Annotated in this window: 14 protein-coding genes; 12 read left to right on the forward strand and 2 right to left on the reverse strand. The window is 46.7% G+C overall.

From position 1 onward, the window contains the following. Positions 1 to 96: 96 nt before the first annotated feature. Positions 97 to 3,507, forward strand: a complete 3,411-nt coding sequence (mscK, locus tag ACMHKJ_RS14355; RefSeq protein WP_413494910.1) for a mechanosensitive channel MscK — start codon at positions 97 to 99, stop codon at positions 3,505 to 3,507. On the opposite strand, the gene rsmS is transcribed toward mscK, so the two are convergent. Then, positions 3,495 to 3,659: a pleiotropic regulatory protein RsmS gene (rsmS, locus tag ACMHKJ_RS14360; protein WP_413494911.1), complete on the reverse strand. Its 165-nt coding sequence runs from the start codon at positions 3,657 to 3,659 to the stop codon at positions 3,495 to 3,497. The genes mscK and rsmS overlap by 13 nt on opposite strands. A 20-nt stretch (positions 3,660 to 3,679) precedes the next feature. Then, complete coding sequence (priC, locus tag ACMHKJ_RS14365) at positions 3,680 to 4,225, reverse strand: primosomal replication protein PriC (RefSeq protein WP_413494913.1); 546 nt, start codon at positions 4,223 to 4,225, stop codon at positions 3,680 to 3,682. A 164-nt stretch (positions 4,226 to 4,389) separates the two neighbouring features. On the opposite strand from priC, the gene apt reads away from it, so the two are divergent. The 11 genes from apt to ACMHKJ_RS14420 all read left to right on the forward strand — a co-directional run bounded on the left by apt (position 4,390) and on the right by ACMHKJ_RS14420 (position 17,551). After that, a complete protein-coding gene (gene apt / locus ACMHKJ_RS14370) occupies positions 4,390 to 4,941 on the forward strand; it encodes an adenine phosphoribosyltransferase (RefSeq protein ID WP_067369757.1) in 552 nt (183 codons plus the stop codon). A 93-nt stretch (positions 4,942 to 5,034) separates the two neighbouring features. Continuing rightward, positions 5,035 to 6,978 (forward strand): DNA polymerase III subunit gamma/tau, encoded by a 1,944-nt coding sequence (gene dnaX / locus ACMHKJ_RS14375; protein ID WP_413494916.1) that lies wholly within the window; start codon positions 5,035 to 5,037, stop codon positions 6,976 to 6,978. Between the two features lie 44 nt (positions 6,979 to 7,022). Next, a complete protein-coding gene (locus tag ACMHKJ_RS14380; protein ID WP_067369754.1) occupies positions 7,023 to 7,352 on the forward strand; it encodes a YbaB/EbfC family nucleoid-associated protein in 330 nt (109 codons plus the stop codon). Then, entirely contained in the window at positions 7,352 to 7,969 is a 618-nt protein-coding gene (gene recR, locus ACMHKJ_RS14385; RefSeq protein WP_067369751.1) for a recombination mediator RecR, read from the forward strand. The genes ACMHKJ_RS14380 and recR overlap by 1 nt, the downstream gene beginning before the upstream one ends. Positions 7,970 to 8,127: 158 nt before the next feature. Further along, the gene (htpG, locus tag ACMHKJ_RS14390) at positions 8,128 to 10,005 is read left to right on the forward strand and encodes a molecular chaperone HtpG (protein ID WP_413494918.1); all 1,878 of its coding nucleotides are present in this window, start codon (positions 8,128 to 8,130) and stop codon (positions 10,003 to 10,005) included. Positions 10,006 to 10,216: 211 nt separating this feature from the next. Next, complete coding sequence (gene adk / locus ACMHKJ_RS14395) at positions 10,217 to 10,861, forward strand: adenylate kinase (RefSeq protein ID WP_067369745.1); 645 nt, start codon at positions 10,217 to 10,219, stop codon at positions 10,859 to 10,861. Between the two features lie 286 nt (positions 10,862 to 11,147). After that, a complete protein-coding gene (gene hemH / locus ACMHKJ_RS14400; RefSeq protein WP_413494920.1) occupies positions 11,148 to 12,101 on the forward strand; it encodes a ferrochelatase in 954 nt (317 codons plus the stop codon). 176 nt (positions 12,102 to 12,277) lie between these two features. Next, positions 12,278 to 13,267 (forward strand): Wzz/FepE/Etk N-terminal domain-containing protein, encoded by a 990-nt coding sequence (locus tag ACMHKJ_RS14405; protein WP_413494921.1) that lies wholly within the window; start codon positions 12,278 to 12,280, stop codon positions 13,265 to 13,267. A gap of 95 nt (positions 13,268 to 13,362) precedes the next feature. Then, positions 13,363 to 14,673, forward strand: a complete 1,311-nt coding sequence (locus ACMHKJ_RS14410; RefSeq protein WP_413494923.1) for an inosine/guanosine kinase — start codon at positions 13,363 to 13,365, stop codon at positions 14,671 to 14,673. 277 nt (positions 14,674 to 14,950) lie between these two features. Beyond that, positions 14,951 to 16,780 carry a calcium-binding protein gene (locus ACMHKJ_RS14415; RefSeq protein ID WP_413494925.1) on the forward strand — a complete coding sequence of 610 codons (1,830 nt, stop codon included), beginning with the start codon at positions 14,951 to 14,953 and terminating at the stop codon, positions 16,778 to 16,780. A gap of 480 nt (positions 16,781 to 17,260) precedes the next feature. Then, complete coding sequence (locus ACMHKJ_RS14420) at positions 17,261 to 17,551, forward strand: hypothetical protein (protein WP_413494927.1); 291 nt, start codon at positions 17,261 to 17,263, stop codon at positions 17,549 to 17,551. Positions 17,552 to 17,667: the final 116 nt, after the last annotated feature.

A 17,667-nucleotide genomic window follows, 5' to 3' on the forward strand; every position in this document is an offset into this window, starting at 1 on the left:
CGTCATTCAGGATGCAGCCAACGAACCTGCAGTTTGAATGAATAAGGGTATATAAACTAAAACAGAACGCCGGGGCAGGCACAGGTGAATATTACTATGAAGCGAGTCAGTCGCATCCCGGCGTCCGGTTTATCCCTGATGCTTTTTTTCCGCATGTTCACCTGTTGTTTACTGACACTATCAGTGCTGTGGCAGAGTGCAGCACTCGCGGCGGCACAGGATATTCCTGACCGCAATACTATCCAGACTGAACTGAGTGCGCTGAATAACCGCAAAGACCAGACCGCAAATGACAAGCTTGCGGTTCAGGATCTGGAGCGCGCCCTGGTTTTTTATGACAATCTCGATTCCCTGAAAGATAAATCACAGCAACTGAAAAAACAGGTGGATGAAGCCCCACGTCTGTCTGAACAAGTCTCACAGAAATTAACGCAGATAAAATCATTAACGGATGAAGGGCTGGCTGAGTATAAAACCAGTATTCAGAATCTGCCCCTGGCTCAGCTTGAACAGAAGCTGAACAGCACACTTGAAGCCTTACAGACGGCACAAAATAATCTCTCTTCTTATAACAGTGACCTGATAGCACTTCAGACCCAGCCGGAACGCGCACAAAATATTATGTATGCCAATGTGCAGCGTCTTCAGCAAATCAGGGCACTGCTTAATGATTCACTGGCGGCACAAAAAGTGCTGCGCCCGACGGAGATTGAAGCTCTCCAGATAGAGCAATATACCTTACAGCAGCAGATTGATTTCCAGAAAAGGGCATTGCAGTCGAATACCCTGTTGCAGAATGTATTACAACTCCAGCGTGATTATGTGGTGGAGCGTATTAAGCAACTGGAAGGGTATATTGATGTCATTCAGGAAACCGTCAGCGGCAAGCGTCTGGATTATTCAGAAGAAGCAGCTAAAGAAGCACAGAGCTCGGATGACAGCCAGCGCAATATTCAGGATGATCCGCTGGTCTTGCGTGAAATTGCACTAAATCATGATTTAAGTGAAAAATTAGTCGCCGCAACACGCAATAATAACCAGCTTGTGCAGCGAACCATTAAAGTCAAAAGTATTCTTGACCGCGCACTGCAATCAGAACGGAACCTGAAAGAACAGATAACCGTTTTGCGCGGCAGTTTGCTGCTTTCCCGTATTTTATTTAAAGAACAAATCGACCTGCCGCAGGATTTGCTGATTAAGGATTTACCTGACCGGATAGCAGACCTGCGTCTGGAGCAGTTTGAAATTAATCAGCAGCGCGACAAGCTCTACCAGCCGGACAGCTTTGCCGATACCCTGATTGCTGACTATGGCAAAACCCATGATATGCCGGCATCTGAAGCCGGGCAGCGGGCGCAAAAACATGCACTGGTGCAGGTGGTGTCAGTCCGTCAGGATCTGCTTGACCAGCTCAATACTCAGATGGGTAATCAGATCTCACAGGCGATTAATCTGCAACTGGATCAGACTCAGCTGGTGACCGTGGTCGCCTCACTGGAAAAAACCCTGGCGCAGCAAATTTTCTGGGTGAACAGTAACAAGCCGGTGAATCTTGCGTGGTTTCAGTCTTTTCCGGGGGCCGCAAAACAGGAACTGACTTCGCTGGATCTGAACTGGTCACTGCAAAGTCTCGGAAACGGGTTTATTAATTCCCTCTATATTACAATTCCGTTGATGATTATTGCGCTGCTGCTGCGTTTCGGCTCAAAGAATATCGATACCCGGCTCAGTGAAATCAACGCCAATGTCGGACGGCTGAAAAAAGACAGACAGATATATACGCCGATGGCGTTGGGACTGGTGCTGATTAAAACACTGCCATCATCATTACTTGTCATTGCATTCGGCTATTTCTGCCTGAAAACCGGCAGTGCGGATTCTGCCCTGATGTGGACAATCTCCCGCCAGCTTGCATTTTTCTGGGTATTATTTGAGTGGAGCTACCGGATAATGAAGCCGGACGGTATTGCCGTCACACACTTTGGCATCGATGCAGAAATCTGCCGTACCGGGCGCAGACGCCTGATTCGTCTTGCACTGCCACTGCTGCCGATTATGTTATGGGCGGCATACGGAATGGAATATCCGCTGCGTCTGGTGGATGACGTGATAGGTCAGTTGGTGGTACCGGTTGCGCTGGTCTTTGTGTTTGCATTCACCTTGCCGTTCTGTATTGAAATCTGGCGGGAGAAAGGCTCACATCTGGTGCGCGCCACTCTGCTTACGCTGCTGACATTTTCCCCGCTGGTGCTGGTGGTACTTGTCGGACTGGGTTATTACTACACGGCGCTGCGCCTGAGCAGCCGCTGGATTGACAGTCTGTATCTGCTGCTGCTCTGGTATATCGTGTATCACACCAGTCTGCGCGGGCTGGCACTGGCAGCACGAAGGCTTACATATCAGCGCGCCCTGGCCCGCCGCCAGAAACAACTGTCACAACATAAAGAGCAGCATGAAGGGGATGAGATCCCTGAGGTGATGGTTGAGGAGCCGCCGATGTCAATGGAGCTCATTAATCAGCAATCTCTGCGTATGACATCCATGGTGCTGTTTATTGTTTTCGCCGCCGCGTTTTATGGCATCTGGTCTGATTTTATTACTATTTTTTCTTTCTTCGACAGTTTTACTCTCTGGCATTCGAATGTTGATACCGCGCTGGGAAATGTCGTGGAAGCCGTAACCCTCGGGGATCTTATTCTGTCGGTGCTGATTGTCGTAGTGTCCTGGATAATGATGCGCAACCTGCCGGGGCTGCTGGAAGTGCTGGTACTTTCGCGGCTCTCTCTGCGCCAGGGAACATCTTATGCGATAACCACAATTATGACATACATGATAGTAGGGATAGGGACTATTGCAGCCTTTGGCATGCTCGGGGTATCGTGGGGTAAATTACAATGGCTGGCAGCGGCCTTAACTTTTGGTCTGAGCTTCGGGTTACAGGAGATTTTTGCCAACTTTGTGTCGGGGATAATTATTCTGTTTGAGCGCCCGATCCGTATCGGGGATACCGTGACTATTGGTACATTCTCCGGGACGGTGAATAAAATCCGCATCCGTGCAACCACGGTGATTGATTTTGACCGCAAAGAAGTGATTATTCCGAACAAAGCCTTTATGACCGAGCGCCTGACCAACTGGTCACTCTCAGATACTGTCACCCGTATCGTTATCAGTGTGGGCGTGGCGTACGGCTCTGATCTGGATAAAGTCAGGGAGGTGTTACTGAAAGCGGCGACAGATAACCCGAAAGTGATGACAGACCCGGCGCCGGGAGCCTATTTCATGACATTTGGTGCAAGTAGTCTGGATCATGAATTACGTTTTTATGTCCGCACCATCGGCGATCGCGGGGCGACTAAGGATGAAGTGAACCGGGCGATTGACCAGATGTGCCGTGAAAATGACATTAATATCGCGTTCAATCAGCTGGAAGTGTATCTCCATGATCAGAACAGCGGAAAAGAAGTGCAGGTACAGGGGCCAAATAACGGCGTTCAGCCCGCCTGACCACCGGGCGCATTGCGCTGTTTTATTTCATAATCCTGCCGGACAATCTCTAATGCCGCCAGAACCGTCTCCACCGGTATCTGGTGGCTTTCCAGTAAACAGATGAGATCAACCGCCAGTTTTACCTCATCGGGTGCATTATCCAGACTCATAAATTTTTGTTATCTCAGGGTTAAAACTCAAGCCCGTCGCGGCGCTCAATCTGTTTTTCGATTCGCTGTAATGCCTGACGGCAGCGTACCAGCCGTCCGGAAAGGGCAGCCAGCTCTTTCTGTATTTTTTGTTGTTCAGCAAATGACGGCGCGCTTCCGAGAGCCAGTTCGCGGTCATTTGTCATCTGTGCCAGACGGCGCTCGTAATCCTGATGCTGCGCCAGACGCTGATACAAATCGACCTGGCTGTCCCGCTGTGTATAGTGCTGCTCTTTTTTACGCAGGGACTGTGTGGCGGCTTCGCGGTTCAGTGCTGCTATCTGGGCAACAATTTTTTCAGCCAGAAAACGCACCTGATCCGGACGGTTTTCATCCACACATTGTGTCAGTTGGTTAACATGGCGCTGAAGTTCATCCATATTATGGCGCAGTGTTTTATTGCGGGCAGAAAATAAATTATCGTCGAACCGGCGCTGGGCAAGCTCCTGGTCAGCAATCGGCGCAATCTGTGTTTCCAGTGCGGCTATTTTCTCCTGCAAGGCCAGTAAAAGCTGTCTGGTGTTCATTTTCTGCCTCAGTGAAATGTGCCCGGGATCATAGTTACAGCTACATTTTTAGTTCTGTTTGACATAAAACAACAAATAATCGTCAAAGTCACGGGATACGGTTGCAATTTCCCCCTGATTTGCATAGATTCTGATGTTTCGTGTTCTCTATACTGGCACCTATTATGAGCGCAACTGCTGAACAACTGCAATTTATTAAAGAAAGTATCCGGGCTATCCCTGACTATCCTAAGGAAGGGGTTTTGTTCCGCGACATCACCACATTACTGGATAATCCGCAAGCGTACCGGATGACCATCGATTTGTTAGTCGAGCATTTCGAGAATAAAGGGATCACTAAAGTCGTGGGCACTGAAGCCCGTGGATTCTTATTCGGCGCACCGGTTGCGTTACGTTTAGGTGTCGGCTTTGTCCCTGTCCGTAAAAAAGGGAAATTACCCTGCGAAACCCTCAGTGAAACATACGACCTTGAATACGGCACTGATACCCTTGAGATGCATAAAGACAGCATCAAAGCAGGTGATCATGTGTTAGTTGTGGATGATCTGCTGGCAACCGGCGGTACTGTTAACGCAACTATCCGTCTGATCCGCCGTCTGGGTGGTTCTGTTCATGAAGCCGCATTTATTATCGGTCTGCCTGATCTCGGTGGTGCTGCCCGCCTTGAAGCTGAAGATGTTCACAGTTTCTGCCTGCTGGAATATGCCGGCGACTAAGTCTCTCCTGCATCAAACGCAAACTCAGCCTCGCCCATAATGGTGAGGCTGTGGTAGCATGATGCAAAATCATGTTCACTCTCTGCGGAATCCATGAGCTATCAAGTCCTTGCCCGTAAGTGGCGACCACAAATATTTTCACAGGTTATTGGTCAGCAGCATGTTCTGACAGCGCTCGCTAACGGGCTGGAACATCAGCGGCTTCACCATGCCTATCTTTTTTCCGGCACCCGGGGTATCGGGAAAACCACACTTGCGCGTCTGTTTGCCAAAGGGCTTAACTGTGAGCAGGGCATCACGGCAACCCCGTGCGGAAAATGTCAGAATTGCCTGGAAATCGAACAGGGGCGGTTTGTTGATCTGATTGAGATTGATGCCGCGTCACGCACAAAAGTAGAAGATACCCGCGAACTGCTGGATAACGTCCAGTACGCCCCCGCACGCGGGCGTTTTAAAGTCTATCTTATCGATGAAGTCCACATGCTTTCCCGGCACAGCTTCAACGCGTTATTAAAAACGCTGGAAGAGCCGCCGGAGCATGTGAAATTTCTGCTGGCAACTACTGACCCGCAAAAACTCCCGGTCACAATCCTTTCCCGTTGCTTACAGTTTCACCTGAAAGCATTGGATGTGGATCAAATCAGTCAGCAGCTTGATACTATTCTGACCGCCGAGCAGATTGAAAATGACGCGCGCGCGCGTTTGTTACTGGCGCGTGCCGCTGACGGCAGCATGCGTGATGCGCTCAGTCTGGCAGACCAGGCAATTGCACTGGGTGCCGGAAAAGTGACTGCGGATATTGTCAGTCAGATGCTGGGCACGCTTGATGACGAACAACCCCTGACTATCCTGGAAGCCCTGGTGAAAGGCGACGGTGTGCAGGTGATGGATGGCGTGAATGACGCCGCCTCACGCGGTGCAGACTGGGAAAACCTGCTGGTGGAGATGCTGGCGGCACTGCATAAAACGGCCATGCTGCAATTGCTGCCGGTGCAGGAGAATACCGCCGATGTCACTGAAGAGCGCCTGCGTATTCTGGCGCGGGCAGTCGCACCTGCGGATCTGCAACTGTATTATCAGACGCTGCTGGTCGGGCGCAAAGAGCTGATGTACGCGCCTGATCGGCGGATGGGCGTGGAGATGGCTCTGCTGCGTGCACTTGCATTCCATCCGCGTAATATTATTGATGAAGTGATTAGTGCGCCGTCGGTGGCACCGGTTTCACTGCCGGGTCAGCCGCGTGCATCGCAGCCGGTCACGCCTGTTGCTTCACAAAGTGTTGCATCACAGGGTGAAACGTTCTCTGCGGAGATGGAAAACAGCCCGACCGCCCAGCTACTGAAGGCGCGGGATGTTCTGAACCGGCAGGAGCCTCCGCCATCAAAAAAGTCTGAGCCGGTTGCCTTAACTGATAAGGTTAAACCGGCGAACTCAGCACTGGCGCGACTTGCGGCTGTCGCTGAAAATCGTCCGGCGCGGGCTGTGTCCGCACCGAAATCAAAAACACCGGATAAACCCCTGGCTTATCAGTGGCGTGCGCAAACACAGGATGTCATTGAAGAAAAAACACCGGTTGCGCGCCCGAAAGATATCAAAAAAGCCCTTGAGCATGAAAAAACACCGGAAGTTGCTGAGAAATTAGCGGTTATGTCCCGTGAGCGGGATGCCTGGGCGGCGGATACAGACAAAATGCCACTGCCGAAACTGGTGCAGCAACTGGCGCTGAATGCCTTTAAAGAGCAGACAGATGAGAATACTATTTGCCTGCATCTGCGTTCATCACAGCGCCATCTGAATTCAAAATCAGCACACAGTGTGCTGAGTGATGCACTGAGTGAACTTTATGGTAAAATTATTAATCTCACTATCTGTGAAGATGATGATTTAAGCATGAAAACGCCGCTGGAATGGCGGCAGGCCATCTATGAAGAGATGCTGGCGCAGGCGCGTCAGTCTATTGTGACGGATAAAACGATTCAGACGCTGCTGACCTTTTTTGATGCGGATTTGGATGAAGAGAGTATCCGGCCTGTTTAACCACCTTGTGCCGGAAGGCACAATTGAATCAAAGAGAGAAAACTATGTTTGGTAAAGGCGGTTTGGGCAATCTCATGAAGCAAGCCCAGCAAATGCAGGACAAAATGCAGCAAATGCAGGAAGAGATTGCAACTATTGAAGTCACTGGTGAATCCGGTGCAGGTATGGTTAAAGTCACCATCAACGGCGCACACAACTGCCGCCGTGTTGAAATCGATCCAAGCCTGATGGAAGACGACAAAGAAATGCTCGAAGATCTGATTGCGGCGGCATTTAATGATGCTGCGCGTCGTATCGATGAAACACAGAAAGAAAAAATGGCATCAGTGTCCAGCGGCATGCAACTGCCGCCGGGCTTTAAGATGCCGTTCTGATGCAAACCAGCCCGCTCCTTGAGTCTCTGATGGATGCACTGCGCTGTTTGCCGGGCGTCGGCCCGAAATCCGCACAGCGTATGGCATTTCAGATGTTACAGCGCGACCGCAGCGGCGGAATGCGTCTGGCACAGGCGCTGACCCGCGCGATGTCGGAAATTGGTCATTGTCAGGACTGCCGGACATTCACCGAGCAGGAACAATGCACAATTTGCGCCAACCCGCGACGTCAGCAGACGGGGCTTATCTGTGTGGTGGAAAGTCCGGCGGATATTCATGCCATTGAGCAAACCGGGCAGTTCTCCGGGCGCTACTTTGTGCTGATGGGACATCTGTCCCCGCTGGACGGCATCGGACCGGCAGATATCGGGCTGGACATACTGGAAGCGCGGCTGTCGCGGGAAACACTCAATGAAGTGATCCTTGCGACTAACCCGACTGTGGAAGGTGAAGCGACTGCCAACTATATCGCTGAAATGTGTGAACAATTTGGTATCTCAGCCAGCCGTATCGCACATGGCGTACCGGTTGGTGGTGAGCTGGAAATGGTGGATGGTACAACCTTATCCCACTCTCTCGCCGGGCGTCAGAAAATTCGTTTTAACAACGACTACTGATTGGTTGTCGCGTTTTCCCGGACAGACGGCTTATGCCGTCTGTCATCTTTTCTTATCTTTCTCATAAAAAATACGCCTTTCACCTTGAAAATCCCATGACCGACCCCACTTGATCTCTATACCATTTTTTCGTTTATGATGTCAGCGTGAGGTTATTAATGAGTCTGCAAGAACAAGAAACCCGTGGTTTTCAGTCAGAAGTAAAACAACTTCTGCAATTAATGATCCACTCTCTCTATTCCAATAAAGAAATCTTCCTGCGCGAGCTTATCTCAAACGCATCTGATGCGGCAGATAAACTACGTTTTCGTGCATTATCCGATAACACGCTGTATGGAAATGACGGTGATTTGCATGTGCGTCTTTCTGTGGACAAAGAAAAGCGTACACTGACCATCAGTGACAACGGTATCGGGATGACCCGCGACGAAGTTATTGATAATCTCGGAACTATCGCCAAATCCGGTACAAAATCATTCCTGGAATCCCTTGGATCTGATGCGGCAAAAGACAGCCAGCTGATTGGTCAGTTCGGGGTCGGTTTCTATTCGGCATTTATTGTTGCCGATAAAGTGACGGTTGTTACCCGCGCCGCCGGTGTGCCAAGTGACCAGGCTGTTTTCTGGGAATCTGCCGGGGAAGGGGATTACTCCATCGCCAAAACGCATAAAGATACCCGCGGAACCGCGATCACCCTGCATTTCCGCGAAGGCGAAGATGAGTACCTCGATGACTGGCGTTTGCGCTCGGTTATCGGCAAATATTCTGACCATATTGCACTGCCGGTTGAAATCGAAAGTAAAAATGAAGAAGACGGCACCGTGATATGGGAAAAAATCAATAAAGCTCAGGCGCTGTGGACGCGCAATAAAAACGACATCAGTGATGAAGAATATAATGAGTTTTATAAGCATCTGTCTCATGACTTTGCCGACCCGCTGACGTGGGCGCATAACCGTGTGGAAGGTAAGCAGGAATATACCAGCCTGCTTTACATCCCGTCTGTCGCCCCTTTTGATCTGTGGCAGCGTGACCAGCGTCGCGGGTTGAGCCTGTATGTTCAGCGCGTCTTTATTATGGACGACGCCGAACAATTTATGCCGAATTATCTGCGCTTTGTGCGCGGGCTGGTGGACTCGAACGACCTGCCGCTGAATGTGTCCCGCGAAATCTTACAAGACAGCGCAGTCACCCGCAGCCTGCGTACCGCGCTGACTAAACGTGTTTTACAGATGCTTGAAAAAATAGCAGCAAATGATGCAGAAAAATATCAGACATTCTGGCAGCAATTTGGTCTGGTGCTTAAAGAAGGTCCTGGCGAAGACAGCAGTAATGCGGAACTTATCGCCAAACTTCTGCGTTTTGCGACCACAAAAGAAGACCGTTCCGCACAAACCGTTTCGCTGGCGGACTATGTTTCCCGCATGACGGAAGGTCAGGACAAGATTTATTACATTACGGCAGACAGCTATGCCGCAGCGAAAAACAGCCCGCACCTGGAATTGTTCCGTAAAAAAGGTATCGAGGTACTGCTGCTCTCTGATCGTATTGATGAGTGGATGATGAATTACCTGAATGAATTTGACGGTAAATCGTTCCAGTCAGTCAGTAAAGCCGATGAATCTCTGGATAAACTGGCAGATGATGAAGATACTGCCGCTAAAGAAGAGACAGATAAAGAGCTGGCACCGTTTATTGAGCGCGTGAAAGCCCTGCTGGGTGAGCGTGTGAAAGAAGTAAAACTGACTCATCGTCTGACCTCAACGCCGGCTATCGTGACAACGGATGCCAGTGATATGAGTACCCAGATGGCGAAATTATTTGCCGCTGCGGGTCAGGAAGCGCCTGAAGTGAAATATAACTTTGAGCTTAATCCTGAGCACCCGCTGGTGAAACGCGCCGCAGAACAGCAGGATGAAAGTCTTTTTGCCGATTGGATCAATCTGCTGATGGATCAGGCGCTGTTTGTTGAGCGCGGTACACTGGAAGATCCGAATGAATTTGTTTCCCGGATGAATAGCCTGTTATTAGGCTAAAATGAGATTCATTCCGGGTATGTGTATGTAATCACACATAACCTATTTAAAAACCACATGATTTTCTGATAATCATGTGGTTTTTTCTTTTATATAAATGAAAACAGGCAGGGGAGTTACCCCGGTTTTCTTGAGTCTATGCCCTGACAAATGGTATGGTAGCTTGTTTTCATCCGAATTATAAAAAAGCAACCAGCAAGGGGTTTACGCAATGCGTATTATTCTGCTCGGCGCACCGGGCGCCGGTAAAGGAACGCAGGCTCAATTTATCATGGAAAAATACGGGATCCCTCAGATCTCGACGGGTGACATGCTGCGTGCAGCAGTGAAATCCGGCAGTGAATTGGGTCTTCAGGCAAAAGAATTGATGGACAATGGTAAGTTAGTGACTGATGCATTAGTTATCGCACTGGTCAAAGAGCGTATCAAACAAGATGATTGCCGCAATGGCTTTTTGTTGGATGGGTTCCCGCGTACTATTCCGCAGGCTGATGCAATGAAAGACGCCGGTATTTCAGTTGATTTCGTTCTGGAATTTGCTGTACCGGATGAAATTATTGTTGATCGTATTATCGGTCGCCGTGTGCACTCCGGCTCAGGCCGTGTTTATCACGTCAGATACAATCCGCCGAAAGTGGAAAATAAAGATGATGTGACCGGCGATGAACTGACTATCCGTAAAGATGATCAGGAAGAAACCGTACGCAAACGTCTGGTGGAATACCATCAGCTGACCGCGCCATTAATTGCGTATTACCAGAAGGATGCACAGGCAGGCGATGTAAAATATACCTGCATTGACGGCACCCGTCCGGTAAATGAAGTCAGTCAGGAATTAGCGCGTATTTTAGGTTAATACGGCCTTTATTTCTGTCAGGCAGCCGTATGGCTGCCTTTTTTTATTCCGGAAGCACGTATATTAGTATGTAACTATACCCAACGTCATTCAAGATGCAGCCAACGAACCTGCAGTTTGAATAAATAAGGGTATATAAGTATGTGACCGGGGGTGAAAGATAGCAGCCAACACCCCTGCAGGCTGAAGGATGAAGAATATGGCAGAAAAGAATAAGAATCATTTGTATGATTGCACTACCCTGATAACCCTAATGACAATCAGTTGCTGACAGGATTTTCTGACAATGAATCAACATAAACGTGGTGTTTTACTGGTCAACCTGGGCACACCGGATGCACCGGATACGGCGTCGGTTAAACGTTATCTTAAACAATTTCTCAGTGATCCGCGTGTGGTGGATATGTCTGCGCTGCTCTGGCAATGTATTTTGCGGGGTGTTGTATTGCCGTTCCGCTCACCCCGTGTGGCAAAGCTTTATCAGTCTGTGTGGATGGATGAAGGCTCACCTCTGCTGGTTTACAGCCGGCGGCAACAGGCGGCGCTGGCAAAAGCCCTGCCGGATACCCCTGTGGAGCTGGGCATGAGCTACGGTTCTCCCTCTCTTGAATCTGCGGTTGAGGCATTACTTGCACAGGGCGTTACGCACTTTGATGTGCTGCCGCTGTACCCTCAGTATTCCTGTTCAACCACCGGTGCTGTATTTGACGGGCTGGCGAATATCTTTAAGCGCTACAGAACGTTACCGTCACTGAATTTTATCCGCAGTTATGCGACACACCCGCTCTATATTGAGGCGCTGGCGCAGTCGGCTGAAGCGGCTTTTGCCGAACACGGTGAGCCGGACAGACTGATTTTGTCTTATCATGGTATTCCTGTGCGTTATGCAAAAACGGGGGATATTTATCCTGCTGAATGTGAAGCGACAACTGTATTACTGCGCGAACGTCTGAATTTTCCCGCTGAACATATTATGCATACTTATCAGTCCCGCTTTGGCCGAGAGCCGTGGCTGGCACCTTATACGGATAAAACAATGCAGTCATTGCCCGGCGAGGGGGTTAAATCTGTTCAGGTGATGTGTCCGGGATTTTCGGCTGACTGTCTTGAAACATTAGAGGAAATAAAGGAACAGAATAAAGCGTTCTTTTTAACTGCCGGAGGTGATGAATATCATTATATCCGGTCTCTTAATGACAATGATATCCATATAAAACTATTAGGTACTCTTATTGGCTAGTTTTTTTGCATTGTAATAAGGATTAGTCTGAGATATACCTCTGTAATGCGTAGAATTTTAGGAATTAATGTTAAAATTAATATTGTGACAATTAATTTATCTTAAAATGACAGATTCTTTTGTTCGTTTTTAGTGAAATGGCGTATTTCATAGCAGAAATGACGGGTGGCGCGGATATGATGAGTACAAAGGAACCAGCTAATCTGAATGATGATGAGATTGATATTATCGATCTCATTAAGCTGCTTTATCACTATAAAGTTTTTATTATTATCGTGACACTGCTGTTTACGGTCGCCGGGTTTGGTCTGTCAAAATTTATGCCGCAAAAATGGACAAGTACGGCTGAAATTGCCGCCGTTGATGTCCGTGATATGCCACTATTTAATAAGCTGCGCCTGCAAATGGGGGCGCTGAATGTGTCTGCCGTATCTGACCTGCCTGCTGCATTTAACGTACTTGGTACTGTCTGGCAGTCACCGGATATTCAGCAGAATTTTTTGCAGTCAACGGGCAACCCGGCAACATCCGGTACATTCGGTTTTCAGGGAAAAGAGGCCAATTTACTGATGCCGGCAACAGCCAACGTCTCTTTCACGGCGAATGATCCGCAAACTGCGCAGCGCGTACTGGCAGACTATCTGGATTATACCCGCGACTATAGTCGTACAGTACTGCAAACTCAGTTACAGGAAAATCTGGATGCTGCGCTGGATAAGGGAAAAAATGAATACCGTGTTGCACTTGTGCAGGTTGAACATGAGCGCGATCAGACACTGGCATACCTGAATATGGCCGGGAAAATAGCCGGAAACAGTCCGGTTGTTCCACCGCAAAATACAGTGTCTGATCCGGTCGCAGCCTACAGTGCGTTAGGGCGTCCGGCTATTTCTGAAATAGAAAATGCACTGAAGAACATGGATTTATCTAAAGTGAATGCCGGGCTTCAGAACAGGGCTTATGCTCTGCAGGCGATTAATAATGCGGATCCCCGCATGCTGGATATCATGCCATTTTCCGTGAAGGAAGCACCTGCTCTGCCGGTCATAAAAGACGGACCGGGGGTTAAAATGTATATCCTGGCTTCTGCATTTTTAGGTTTTATTCTCTCTGTTCTGGCCGTTTTTTCATGGAATATGTTTGTTAACCGGAAAAAATCGGCGTAATTTCCGGTTGAGCGGGCATTCATGTGTCTGCCCGCTCACATTTCTGTCAGCTTATGATAAAATGCGCTATCTTTTTCTGGCGCCATTAAATCACTATGAAATTCCCCGGTAGACGTAAATCCAAACACTATTTTCCTGTCAGCCTGCGTGATCCGCTGTTGCAGCCTATCCAAATGATGATGGATGATGAAAATACCCGTTCTTATGTTGTGGGCATCGATCAGACGCTCGTGGATATCGAAGCGAATGTAGATGATGATTTCATCAACCGTTATCAGTTGAGCCGCGGGCATTCTCTGGTTATCGAAGATGATACGGCAGAAGCGCTTTATCGCGAATTGATTGACAAGTCACTTATTACCCACGAATTTGCGGGTGGTACTATCGGAAACACATTGCATAATTACTCTGTTTTAGCAGATGACCGCTCTGTATTACTGGGCACGATGTGCAGTAATATCCGGATCGGCAGTTATGCTTATTATTACTTATGTAATACATCCAGCCGGATGGATCTTAATTATTTGCAGGGCGTTGATGGTCCTATCGGGCGTTGTTTTACCCTTATCAGTGAAAATGGCGAGCGGACATTTGCCATCAGCCCCGGGCTGATGAATCAATTGCGTCCGGAAAATATTCCTGAAGATATTATTGCTGAGGCGTCAGCCTTGGTACTGACAGCGTATCTGGTTCGCTGTAAGCCTGGCGAGCCGATGCCGGAAGCGACCATGAAAGCCATCGAATATGCAAAGAAACATAATGTTCCGGTTGTTTTGACTCTGGGTACAAAACATGTGATTGCGGAAGATCCGCAGTGGTGGTGTGATTTCCTCGCAGACAATGTGTCAGTGTTGGCAATGAATGAGGAAGAAGCGCTGGCGCTGACAGGGCTTGCTGATCCTCTTCTGGCGTCAGACAAAGCACTCGACTGGGTCGATTTGGTGCTCTGTACCGCAGGTCCGGCGGGTTTATATATGGCCGGATATTCTGAGGATGAATTTAAACGTGAAACAACGCATCCGTTATTACCGGGCGGACTGGCTGAATTTAACCGTTATGAATTCAGTCGTGCAATGCGTAAAAAAGATTGCACAGAACCATCACGGGTTTATTCCCATATTGAACCCTATATGGGCGGACCGGAAAAAATAATGAATACTAACGGTGCCGGAGATGGTGCATTATCTGCATTGCTTCATGATATTACTGCAAATAGCTATCACCGGATGAATATTCCTAATTCTGCTAAACATCAGCGCCGCTATCTGACGTATTCTTCTTTAGCTCAGGTATGCCGGTATGCTAACCGGGTAAGCTATCAGGTACTTATTCAGCATTCACCGCGTCTGACTAAAGGATTACCGGAACGGGAAGACAGCCTGGAAGAATCTTACTGGGAACGGTAATATTTCTAAATACCGGGTAAATAATCATGGATTCAGATAAACAGCCTGTTTTTATAACAGGCTGTTTTATTTTATATTCCTGGTATTAATGCCTGATTCTGACGTAATAAATAATAAGCCCTATTTAAAGATTGCTTTAATTGCCATTACCTGAAATTTGAACTACATTAATGCTGATTCAATTATAAAAATATAATTGCGTAAAGGAATAAACTCAAGGAATGAACAAATGATATTTAATTATAAAAATTATACAACGCAGGAATCAATAGATTTAATGATGACTGCTAAAAAAATTGCTATGTACGATAACTTGCATACGCAACTTGGTTTTTTCCCTGTGGCAAAAGTGATTAATCATATACTTGAGCCATTATCTAATGCATTTAACTGGATGCCCAGTAAAATGGATATTGGTATTCCTGCCGGATGGCGTGAATTAAAGCCGGCTGAGCTTAACCTGCCGAATAGCGCAATGGATCGCTTTGGTTTTTATAAAGTGACCAGCCCGGCAACGGGTAAGATTATTCCGTCTCAGGGATTACAATCCCGTATTTTAGGTGAGTTTGATGATCATAACCAGCTGACAAAAATCACACTCTCCTGGACCGGAACTAATGACCTTGTTGATCTTATTGATTATACACAATTAAATAACGGAAGCATTGCAAAGCATCTTGAGCCTTTGCTGGAAGCAGTTAAAGATCTGGCGATTAAAAATAATCTGTCACCGGAAGATATTATTATCACCGGTAACAGCCTGGGCGCCGGATTAGTGAATGTCAACGCACAAGCCAGGGAATCGCTGGCCGGCGGATTCTTTAAAGACTCAAACTATATTGCATTTGCCAGCCCGAATATTCACGATGATGGTTCTGTTCTGAATATTGGCTTTGAAAATGATGGTGTATTCCGAATTGCAGGTGATGCGGATTCTTTTTTAGGTGCTTTCCTGGATACTAAGCTGTTTGTTGTTAATCCTGACAAGAATTATAACTCTGCATTTAATAACATTATTTCATTTGATGATCCACATTCATTATCTTTATTGGGTGGCGGTAATTATCTGGCGAAATCATTACTGAATATTCCGATCAGCTGGACACCCCATATTATGAATATGGTAACTGACAGTTGGGAGCGAATTGCAACATCTAAATTTTACCCGCTGCTGAATAAAGACAGTGTTGTTGTCATGGATAATTTATCCCAGTTGATGCGCCATACAAAATGGGTGGGGGATATTTATCAAAACACCGGGCACTACGGTAAACCGGCATTTATATTCGGCAATGAATACGGCAATATGCTCAAAGGTAACGATGCAGGTGATTATATTTCTGCCGGTGGCGGTAATGATAAAATAAAACCGGGTCTGGGTGCTGATGTGATCGACGGCGGAACCGGAACAGATACGCTGATGCTGCATGGATTTGCCAGAGACTGGGATATTTACAACGTGGATAATTTTGTTTATTTCCGCCCGAAAGATGGTACCGGGATGAAAAAAACAGAATCCATTGAAAAAGTGGAATTCGCCAAAGAAAGTTATAAAATCTTTGATGTGAATGCTCGCAATTTGAGCTATGAATCCGGTTTTATTTTCAAAACCAAAGAGACCGTACAGTATAAAAATGTGGTGATTGGTACAAACGGTGATGATGATTTAACCGGCAGTGTGTTATTTGGTCTTGGTGGTAATAACACACTGCACGCCCTGAAAATTGCCAGTTTGCTGGTCGGCGGGGAAGGCAATGATATTCTTCTCGGCAATGACGGTAATGATGAGTTATACGGCGGGGAAGGTAATGACTTCCTGTATGGCGGCAAAGGTAATGATATTCTGTTTGGCGGTATCGGCAATGATATTTTCCACTTTAACAAAAATAGTGGCGGAAAAACTGATATTATGGATTTAAACCAGTATGCACATGATAAAGATACTGTTCAGTTTACCTCAGATATGTTTAAAGATGTCTGCGATGTACTGCTCCACGCCCGTGATGTAAAAGGGAATGTTGTTATCAGTGATGCACAAAATACCATTACTATTCATGATTACTCGATTGACTTATTGATCCAGAATCAGGTGCTGAGTGTTGTTTAAATATCTATAATTTTAATATCATTAATAAGCCGGTTAATTATTACCGGCTTTTTTAATATATACCCAACGTCATTCAAGATGCAGCCAACGAATCTGTAGTTTGAATGAATAAGGGTACAAACGTCTTTTCATAAAAAGAAAATAATACTACTGTATAATTCTTTTCTTAATGTTTTCGGAGGAATTATGCCTGATGCAGGTCAGTATGCAATTGCCATTGTATTAAGTCTGATGAATATTATTAGTATTAGAGATAAAATATCAAACCTAAATATATCAATTCGATTTTTTTAGTTCTTATAATTTCATGTTTAGTTATTGCACTTTACTCTGTAATGACTAATTTTTTATAAAAAATATACCCATTGGTTTTTCATTTATGCTTGATAAATATTACTATATCACTGCCATTACAGGTGATGTTATTAATTTATTTATACTATGGGTCTATTGTTCAATAAAAACAAATAAGGGTAAGGAGTGAAAAAATTAAATAATAATATGATGGAAAATGTATATGGTGCTAATGATTCGGAAGTCATAAATAATATTGAATTTATAAATGATTTGGTGTTAACAGCAGCAATTGGTGCATCAATGACACCGGTCACACCAGCAATTGGTGCGGGTATGGCGGTTACGGGGAGTTTGGTTCATGATGGGATAAAACAACTTCCGGTTAATGTACCGGTGCAGGTATTAGTTAATCCGACTCAAATTACGCCGGAACAAATGGACATGTACAGGAATTATTTTAATTCACAGCAGTAAAATCAGATTTTTTATTACTCATTTGCGGAATACAAGGTGTTCCGCATATGCTCAATTTATCTCCTGTAAACTTGCCATCGATGATCCCTCTGATTCAGATTAAGTACTGAGTCCTC

The organism is Morganella psychrotolerans, from assembly GCF_965118875.1.
In the GTDB taxonomy this organism is placed as follows: Bacteria; Pseudomonadota; Gammaproteobacteria; order Enterobacterales; family Enterobacteriaceae; genus Morganella; species Morganella psychrotolerans_C.

Coding starts and splice junctions, on each gene's coding strand:
- recR (WP_067369751.1), top strand. CDS start 7,352: ATGCAAACCAGCCCGCTCCTTGAGTCTCTGATGGATGCACTGCGCTGT.
- adk (WP_067369745.1), top strand. CDS start 10,217: ATGCGTATTATTCTGCTCGGCGCACCGGGCGCCGGTAAAGGAACGCAG.
- dnaX (WP_413494916.1), top strand. CDS start 5,035: ATGAGCTATCAAGTCCTTGCCCGTAAGTGGCGACCACAAATATTTTCA.
- htpG (WP_413494918.1), top strand. CDS start 8,128: ATGAGTCTGCAAGAACAAGAAACCCGTGGTTTTCAGTCAGAAGTAAAA.
- priC (WP_413494913.1), bottom strand. CDS start 4,225: ATGAACACCAGACAGCTTTTACTGGCCTTGCAGGAGAAAATAGCCGCA.
- apt (WP_067369757.1), top strand. CDS start 4,390: ATGAGCGCAACTGCTGAACAACTGCAATTTATTAAAGAAAGTATCCGG.
- hemH (WP_413494920.1), top strand. CDS start 11,148: ATGAATCAACATAAACGTGGTGTTTTACTGGTCAACCTGGGCACACCG.
- ACMHKJ_RS14415 (WP_413494925.1), top strand. CDS start 14,951: ATGATGACTGCTAAAAAAATTGCTATGTACGATAACTTGCATACGCAA.
- rsmS (WP_413494911.1), bottom strand. CDS start 3,659: ATGAGTCTGGATAATGCACCCGATGAGGTAAAACTGGCGGTTGATCTC.
- ACMHKJ_RS14380 (WP_067369754.1), top strand. CDS start 7,023: ATGTTTGGTAAAGGCGGTTTGGGCAATCTCATGAAGCAAGCCCAGCAA.
- ACMHKJ_RS14405 (WP_413494921.1), top strand. CDS start 12,278: ATGATGAGTACAAAGGAACCAGCTAATCTGAATGATGATGAGATTGAT.
- ACMHKJ_RS14410 (WP_413494923.1), top strand. CDS start 13,363: ATGAAATTCCCCGGTAGACGTAAATCCAAACACTATTTTCCTGTCAGC.
- mscK (WP_413494910.1), top strand. CDS start 97: ATGAAGCGAGTCAGTCGCATCCCGGCGTCCGGTTTATCCCTGATGCTT.